The sequence below is a fragment of the Stutzerimonas stutzeri genome (genome assembly GCF_024448985.1).
GTDB classification, from domain to species: domain Bacteria; phylum Pseudomonadota; class Gammaproteobacteria; order Pseudomonadales; family Pseudomonadaceae; genus Stutzerimonas; species Stutzerimonas stutzeri_AP.
Map to the genome: position 1 here is coordinate 40189 of NZ_JAMOII010000027.1, position 7480 is coordinate 47668.

8 protein-coding genes are annotated in these 7480 nt (G+C 59.1%); 5 read left to right on the plus strand and 3 right to left on the minus strand.

Annotated features, from left to right (window positions below; genetic code table 11):
* Nucleotides 1-145: 145 nt before the first annotated feature.
* Nucleotides 146-1534, minus strand: coding sequence for an oxygen-independent coproporphyrinogen III oxidase (hemN, locus tag NA647_RS18640; protein ID WP_256059032.1), 1389 nt, complete (start codon nt 1532-1534; stop codon nt 146-148).
* Nucleotides 1535-2020: 486 nt separating this feature from the next.
* Here hemN and galU point away from each other — a divergent pair, with 486 nt between their 5' ends.
* Nucleotides 2021-2860, plus strand: coding sequence for a UTP--glucose-1-phosphate uridylyltransferase GalU (galU, locus tag NA647_RS18645; RefSeq protein WP_256048557.1), 840 nt, complete (start codon nt 2021-2023; stop codon nt 2858-2860).
* A gap of 43 nt (nt 2861-2903) precedes the next feature.
* Here the strand turns inward: galU and NA647_RS18650 are convergent, their stop codons facing one another.
* Nucleotides 2904-3326, minus strand: coding sequence for a VOC family protein (locus tag NA647_RS18650; RefSeq protein WP_256059033.1), 423 nt, complete (start codon nt 3324-3326; stop codon nt 2904-2906).
* Nucleotides 3327-3398: 72 nt separating this feature from the next.
* On the opposite strand from NA647_RS18650, the gene gorA reads away from it, so the two are divergent.
* Complete coding sequence (gene gorA / locus NA647_RS18655) at nt 3399-4757, plus strand: glutathione-disulfide reductase (protein ID WP_256059034.1); 1359 nt, start codon at nt 3399-3401, stop codon at nt 4755-4757.
* A 119-nt stretch (nt 4758-4876) separates the two neighbouring features.
* On the opposite strand, the gene NA647_RS18660 is transcribed toward gorA, so the two are convergent.
* Nucleotides 4877-5368, minus strand: coding sequence for a copper chaperone PCu(A)C (locus NA647_RS18660; RefSeq protein WP_256059035.1), 492 nt, complete (start codon nt 5366-5368; stop codon nt 4877-4879).
* A gap of 132 nt (nt 5369-5500) precedes the next feature.
* On the opposite strand from NA647_RS18660, the gene NA647_RS18665 reads away from it, so the two are divergent.
* Genes NA647_RS18665 through NA647_RS18675 form a run of 3 tightly spaced genes read left to right on the plus strand, consistent with a single transcriptional unit; the run spans nt 5501 to nt 7356 of the window.
* Nucleotides 5501-5908 carry a YidH family protein gene (locus NA647_RS18665; protein WP_423836494.1) on the plus strand — a complete coding sequence of 136 codons (408 nt, stop codon included), beginning with the start codon at nt 5501-5503 and terminating at the stop codon, nt 5906-5908.
* 2 nt (nt 5909-5910) lie between these two features.
* Nucleotides 5911-6285, plus strand: coding sequence for a DUF202 domain-containing protein (locus NA647_RS18670; RefSeq protein ID WP_256059037.1), 375 nt, complete (start codon nt 5911-5913; stop codon nt 6283-6285).
* Between the two features lie 24 nt (nt 6286-6309).
* Nucleotides 6310-7356 (plus strand): threonine aldolase family protein, encoded by a 1047-nt coding sequence (locus NA647_RS18675; protein ID WP_256059038.1) that lies wholly within the window; start codon nt 6310-6312, stop codon nt 7354-7356.
* Nucleotides 7357-7480: the final 124 nt, after the last annotated feature.

Here is a 7480-nt window from a genome sequence, read left to right on the forward strand (position 1 = left end):
CCCGTCGAGCTGGGTATTTATACAGTTGCCGCCGAATTTGGCAACGCCGGGACGATCAGTGGTTCGATCATGGTGAGCATGGACAGCGCGAGGGGTTCGCGCGGGTGGGCGCGCCTCCTGACGCAGGAGGCGCAGGCAGGATTCGTCAGACGGTACGCGAGAATCGTCCCCGCTGTTCGCCGCCTAGGTAGGCATCGAAGGCCATGGCGACGTTGCGCATCATCAGCTGGCCCTGGGGCAACAGCACCACGGCATCGTCACGGATTTCGACCAGACCGTCGGCGACGTGCTCAGCGAGTTTGGCCAGCGAGTCGGCGAAATAATCGTGGAAGACAATGCCGTAGCGCTTTTCCATTTCGGCGAAGTCGATATGGCCGTGACACATCAGCGAGATGATCACGTCGCGGCGCAGACGGTCGTCTTCGCTCAGTTTGTAGCCGCGATGCACCGGGAGCAGCCCTTCGTTCAAACGTGCGTAGTACTGCGACAGCTCTTTCACGTTCTGGCTGTAGCTGTCGCCGACCTTGCCAATGGACGAAATGCCGAGGCCGATCAGGTCGCAATCGGCATGAGTCGAGTAACCCTGAAAGTTGCGCTGTAGCGTGCCGTTGGCACGGGCGAGGGTCAGCTCGTCTTCTGGCAGTGAGAAATGATCCATGCCGATGTAGACGTACCCGGCATCGGTCAGACGCTTGATGGTCAGCTCCAGCAACTCCAGCTTGCGTTCCGGCGGCGGCATATCTTCAGGGCGAATGAGCTTCTGTGCGCGAACCAGATCAGGCAAATGCGCGTAGCTGTATGCGGCGATCCGGTCGGGGCGGATGTCGATGATCTTGTTCAGGGTGGTGTTGAAGCTGTCCACGGTCTGCAACGGCAGGCCGTAGATCAGGTCGACGCTGATCGACTTGAAATTCGCGTCACGGGCAGCCTGGACCAACTCGCGGGTCTGCTCTTCGGTCTGGATACGGTTGACGGCGATCTGCACCTGCTCATCGAAGTCCTGCACGCCGAAGCTGAGGCGGTTGAAGCCCAGCGCGCGCAGCTGATGGATCTGCGCTGGCGTGACGGTGCGCGGATCAACTTCCAGCGAAAACTCATGATCGTCGCTGTCGTCCATGTTGAAAGCGTCGTGCAGCGCGGCCATCAGGTCGGCCAGCTGTTCGCTGGTGAGGTAGGTCGGCGTGCCACCGCCCAGATGCAGCTGGGTCAGTTTGCGCGAGCGATCGAACAGCGCGGCCTGCATCTTTATTTCACGCTTGAGGTATTCCAGATACTCGACCGCGCGATCGGTCTTGTGGGTGATGATTTTATTGCAGGCGCAGTAGTAGCAAAGACTCTTGCAGAACGGGATATGGATATACACCGACAACGGCTTGGGCGTCGCGGCCTCGTTGGTTGCCTTCGCGGCGCTGCGATAGTCGTCCATGGCGAAAGCCTGATGAAACTGCGGCGCGGTGGGGTAGGAGGTATAGCGAGGACCCGGACGGTCATACTTCTCGACCAGGGCGCGGTTAAAGCTCGGCGTTTGGTCCATGTCTGGTTTCACCTTGCGGTTGATAGGGGGAGATAGCCGGTGGGGCGTCGTCAACGGCTGCGACCTCATGGCGCGATTATCCCGATTCTAGTCCGCGAGCAGGCTGTCCTAGATCAAGAAGGCAGCACGGCGTGCCGAGGTACGGTTCAACCAGGTGACGTCACGGACGATTTCCATGACGGCGTCGCATTGGCTTCATCAAGTTGTGCAACAACTCGAACGTGAAACGCGGTTAATACCGGTCTCGTTCGCCTACTTGGCAAGCGACTCGTCACCGATCAAGCTATGGCGGTGCGCAAGTCAATAACCGCTGGTCGTTTGGTTGCAGACCTTGGGCTCGAACTGGCCCAGTAAAAACGTGCGAACCCCTCGCCGTTTCGGTGGTCGTAGCCTCTAGTCAGCCGCTGGCGGCAGGACGTGCAGGGTATGGCTGTTGACCGATCCAGGCGCAGTGCATCAACCGGAACAATCTTCTCAAGGACTCACATGATCAAGAAATGCCTTTTTCCTGCGGCCGGATATGGCACGCGCTTCCTTCCTGCGACCAAAGCCATGCCCAAGGAGATGTTGCCGGTAGTGAACAAACCCCTGATTCAGTACGGGGTAGAAGAGGCACTGGCAGCCGGGCTCAGCCAGATCGCGATCGTTACCGGCCGTGGCAAACGCTCCCTGGAAGATCACTTCGATATCAGCTACGAACTCGAGCATCAGATCCGCAACACCGACAAGGAAAAATACCTGGTCGGCATTCGTAAACTGATCGACGAATGCAGCTTTTCATACACCCGTCAGGTGGAAATGAAGGGGCTTGGCCACGCCATTCTCAGCGGTCGCCCGCTGATCGGCGACGAGCCCTTCGCAGTGGTCCTCGCGGACGACCTGTGCATCAACCTCGATGGCGATCCGGTGCTGGCGCAGATGGTTAAGCTGTACAACCAGTTCCGCTGCTCGATCGTTGCCATTCAGGAAGTGCCGCCGGAAGAAACCAGCAAGTACGGCGTGATCGCCGGCGAGATGATCCGCGACGACATCTACCGTGTCAGCCACATGGTCGAGAAACCCAAGCCGGAAGACGCGCCGTCTAATCTGGCGATCATCGGCCGTTACATCCTGACGCCGGACATCTTCAACCTGATCGAGCAGACCGAGCCGGGCAAGGGCGGAGAAATCCAGATCACCGACGCCTTGATGCGTCAGGCTCAGGATGGCTGCGTGCTGGCATACAAGTTCAAGGGTCAGCGTTTCGATTGCGGTAGCGCCGAAGGCTATATTGCCGCGACCAACTTCTGTTACGAGAACTTCTACCTCACTGGCAAGGCGTTCTGATCTACGCCATGCCAAAAGGCCACCTTCGGGTGGCCTTTGCGTTTTACGGTGCTGGCATATCCTCGGCGCCCGGACCCAACGGCTGGCCGTAGCTGAATTCGACGTAGTTGCCAGCCGGATCACGAACACCGCAGTAATAACCGACCGGATAGGGCTCGTCACGTGGCTCCCAGATCAGGCAGCCGGCCTGCCTGGCGCATGCCGCAATCGCATCGACGTCGGCGCGACTCGCCAGTGCAAAGCCAAAATGGTTGTAATCATTTTCAGCCAGCTTACGGTTCTGGCCTCCCGGCATGATTACGAAGATGAATTCGCGCTCCTTTCCAGGCTCAGCCATCCAGACGATGCGCGACCCTTTTCCGGCGCGCTCGTGAAACACATGCATTCCGCAGAACTGCTCATAAAAAGCGATGCAGGAATCCAGATCGGGAACGTGCAGTGCGAGATGGGTCAGGGTAGGGGGCATGCGGCAGTCCTCCGGTGAATCAGGCCAACGGCCTGGGTTATGCTGTCCGTTCTACAAGGGAGACAACAGTTCATGGCTTACGACTTCGATCTTTTCGTCATCGGCGCAGGGTCCGGCGGCGTCCGCGCGGCACGTTTCGCTGCCAGCTACGGTGCCCGCGTCGCGGTCGCCGAAAGCCGTTATCTGGGCGGCACCTGCGTAAACGTCGGCTGCGTACCGAAGAAATTGCTGGTCTACGGAGCCCACTATGCCGAAGACATCGGCCAGGCCCAAGGCTATGGCTGGACGATCGATGGTGCGACCTTCGACTGGAAAACCCTGATCGCCAACAAGGACCATGAAATCCAGCGACTCAATGGCATTTACAAGAACCTGCTGACCGACAGTGGCGTCACCTTGCTGCAAGCGCACGCACGCTTGATCGACGCCCATACGGTTGAAGTCGAAGGCCGGCACTACAGCGCCGAACATATCCTCGTCGCGACTGGCGGCTGGCCCTTCGTGCCGGAGATTCCAGGTCGCGAGCACGCCATCACCTCCAACGAAGCCTTCTACCTCGACGCACTGCCGCGCCGCGCGCTGGTGGTAGGCGGCGGCTACATTGCCGTCGAGTTCGCATCGATCTTCCATGGCTGTGGTGCCGATACCAAGTTGCTGTACCGGGGCGAGCTGTTCCTGCGTGGTTTCGATGGCTCGCTGCGTGATCACCTGAAGGACGAGATGATCAAGAAGGACATCGACCTGCAGTTCAACGCCGACATCGCGCGCATCGAGAAACAGGCCGATGGCAGCCTGCTCGCCACGCTGAAAGATGGGCGCACTCTTGAGGCGGACTGCATCCTGTACGCCACGGGACGGCGGCCGATGCTCGAAGGACTGGGGTTGGAGAACGTCGACGTCGCGCTTGATGAGCGGGGGTTCATCGCGGTTGACGAGCAGTTCCGAACGTCCACGCCTTCGATCCTGGCGATTGGCGATGTAATCGGGCGAATCCAACTGACCCCCGTCGCGCTGGCCGAAGGCATGGCGGTGGCGCGTCAACTGTTCAAGCCCGATGAATACCGGCCGGTCAACTACAACACCATCGCCACGGCGGTCTTCAGCCTGCCGAACATGGCAACGGTCGGGCTGACAGAAGAAGAGGCCCGCGAACAGGGCCATAAGGTCGTGTTATTCGAAAGTCGCTTCCGTCCAATGAAGCTGACGATGACCGGCAGCCTCGAGCGCAGCTTGATGAAGCTGGTGGTCGATGCCGACACCGACAAGGTACTGGGCTGCCACATGGCCGGGCCGGACGCGGGCGAAATCATGCAAGGCATGGCTGTAGCGCTGAAGGCGGGCGCCACCAAGCGCATCTTTGACGATACCGTCGGCATTCACCCGACGGCAGCCGAAGAGTTCGTCACCATGCGTACGCCAACGGGTTTCTGATCGGGATGCTGCGTCGTCCGCAATCAACTTCAGCCGATTTCTAACGGACAAAGAGAAGAGGGTGGTTCTATCGACGGACGCGGCAGGACCGAAACCCGCCGCGCCGATTCGCCAAGGCTTTAGTGATGCATGTGCCCGTTGTCGTTCGACTCCGGGGCCTGGTGCTGAATGCTAACCTCGACGGCCACCTCACCAGCGTTTTCGAATATCAGCGTAAGAGGAAACTGCTCGCCAGCTACCAGCGGTTCGCTCAGCTTGAACAGCATGACGTGATTGCCGCCCGGCTTGAACTCAACTTCGCCGTCGGCAGGTACGTCTACCGCGTCGATACGCTCCATACGCATGACCTCGCCTTTATGGACATGGGTATGCAATTCGGCTTTCTCCGCACGGGGGGTCTGCACGCCGATGAGCCGATCCGGCTTATCGCCCGGATTGCGCAACGTGAAATACACGGCGCCAGTTGGCGCGCTCGGCGGCATGGCGCGGGACCATGCTTGCGTAACGGCAGGCGCACCGGTCATTGCATGGTGGGTGTGGGCATGGTCGTTTGCCATGGCGGGCAGGGCGGCGGTGCCGAGTACGAAAGCGGTGACCAGACGAAGCAGCATGAATCTCTCCAAGGCGGTTTTCGATGGCGCACAGTAGCATGAGAACTCGCGCCTTCGCTGTGACTGGATGTGGCTGGCACGTTGTTCAAATCACCACAATTGAACCTGCAGGGCGGTAACGTTTCTGTTTGAATGAGCCTGGTCCAAATCCCATGGGAGACACATCACTTGACGGAACGAAGTCGCTGGAGCCACCGGTTGCTATCTGGCGGAAGGGAGCCCGATCCCCGGTTCACCCTGGCAAACGAGCGAACCTTTCTCGCCTGGATCCGCACATCGCTGGCGCTACTGGCTGGCGGTGTGGCAGTCGAGGCCTTTACCGGCGACGTCTTTTCCCTTGAGATACGCAAGCTCCTGTCGATCTCGCTGTTGCTGCTGGCCATGTTCATCAGCTCAACGGCTTGCATCCGCTGGCTGAGCATCGAGCGCGCCATGCGCCACAACAAGCCTTTGCCGTTTCCGCTGCTGATTCCGATACTGTCGATTGGCGGCACGCTCGTCACGTTGACGCTGATCAGTTTCATCGCGCTTCGCGGCTGAACATGTACATATCCGTTCGTCGACGCCTGAAGCCCAAACTGCCACGTCCGCCACTGCACGAAGACCCCGGCCTGCAGCCGGAACGCACATCGTTGGCATGGGGGCGGACCTTGCTCACCATGCTCGCCGTCAGCGCGCTTTTCTTGCGCTGGATGCCCTATCACGGAGCCTTCGTCGGCATGCTGTTAGCGGTATCGCTGATTACGGCACTGTACATCTGGGCCACTCAGCAACGTCGCTACACACGTAGTGCCAGCGGGCTGAAGAGTGGGCGCATTCATGCCGATGCGGCCTCGATTCTGTGGCTGGGCGCTTCGGTTTTTATGCTTGGCGTTCTGGGGCTTTACACCATTATTTTCTTGCCGATCACTCGCTGAGGCAGCAACCCAAAAGAGGCTTAAATGACCACCGCCAATCAGCAATTCGCCAGCGACAACTATTCGGGGATCTGTCCTGAGGCTTGGGATGCCATGGCCCGGGCGAACCAAGGGCACGACCGGGCTTACGGCGATGATCAGTGGACGGCGCGTGCCGCTGATCATTTCCGCCAGCTGTTCGAAACCGATTGCGAAGTGTTCTTCGCATTCAACGGCACGGCGGCTAATTCCCTGGCGCTGTCATCCTTGTGCCAGAGCTATCACAGCGTTATCTGCGGGGACATTGCACACATCGAAACCGACGAATGCGGCGCGCCGGAGTTCTTCTCCAACGGCTCCAAATTGCTGGTGGCGCGGACCGAGGAGGGCAAGCTGACCCCGGCGGCGATTCGAGAAGTCGCACTCAAGCGAAAGGACATCCATTACCCCAAGCCGCGTGTGGTCAGCATTACGCAAGCCACCGAAATCGGCACCGTTTACCGGCCCGACGAACTCCGTGCGATCAGCGATACCTGCAAAGAGCTTGGGCTGCATCTGCATATCGATGGTGCACGGTTCGCTAATGCCTGTGCGTTTCTCGGCCTGTCGCCGGCCGACTTGAGCTGGAAATCGGGCGTAGACGTGCTCTGTTTCGGTGGTACCAAGAATGGTATGGCCGTGGGCGAAGCGATCCTGTTCTTCAACCGGGACCTGGCCGAAGACTTCGAATACCGTTGCAAGCAAGCCGGCCAGCTGGCGTCCAAGATGCGCTTTCTGTCCGCACCATGGGTTGGGTTATTGGAGAGCAACGCCTGGATCAAATATGCCGAGCACGCCAATCACAGCGCGCAACTGCTCGCAAAACTGATCAGCGACGTGCCGGGCGTAGAACTGATGTTTCCCGTTGAAGCGAACGGCGTCTTCGTAAGCATTCCGCCCTTGGCGCTAGAAGCGTTGAGGAACCGCGGCTGGATGTTCTACACATTCATCGGTGTCGGCGGCGCACGCTTCATGTGCTCTTGGGATACCAGCGAAGAGCGGGTACGCCAGCTGGCCGTCGACATCCGTAGTGTGGTGCTACAAAACAAATAGCCAGCGGAAAAGAAGCCGCGTTGTCGAGATAGACAGCGCGGCGGAGGAGCAGCATGAAATCAGCAAACCTCAAGGCTAGGCTTCTTTCCAGATAATTGATTTAACATAATATAGATTATGCGAA

What these genes read in the sequence shown, in the direction of transcription:
- hemN (WP_256059032.1), bottom strand. Translation starts at nt 1,534, where the DNA reads ATGGACCAAACGCCGAGCTTTAACCGCGCCCTGGTCGAGAAGTATGAC.
- galU (WP_256048557.1), top strand. Translation starts at nt 2,021, where the DNA reads ATGATCAAGAAATGCCTTTTTCCTGCGGCCGGATATGGCACGCGCTTC.
- NA647_RS18650 (WP_256059033.1), bottom strand. Translation starts at nt 3,326, where the DNA reads ATGCCCCCTACCCTGACCCATCTCGCACTGCACGTTCCCGATCTGGAT.
- gorA (WP_256059034.1), top strand. Translation starts at nt 3,399, where the DNA reads ATGGCTTACGACTTCGATCTTTTCGTCATCGGCGCAGGGTCCGGCGGC.
- NA647_RS18660 (WP_256059035.1), bottom strand. Translation starts at nt 5,368, where the DNA reads ATGCTGCTTCGTCTGGTCACCGCTTTCGTACTCGGCACCGCCGCCCTG.
- NA647_RS18665 (WP_423836494.1), top strand. Translation starts at nt 5,501, where the DNA reads ATGAGCCTGGTCCAAATCCCATGGGAGACACATCACTTGACGGAACGA.
- NA647_RS18670 (WP_256059037.1), top strand. Translation starts at nt 5,911, where the DNA reads ATGTACATATCCGTTCGTCGACGCCTGAAGCCCAAACTGCCACGTCCG.
- NA647_RS18675 (WP_256059038.1), top strand. Translation starts at nt 6,310, where the DNA reads ATGACCACCGCCAATCAGCAATTCGCCAGCGACAACTATTCGGGGATC.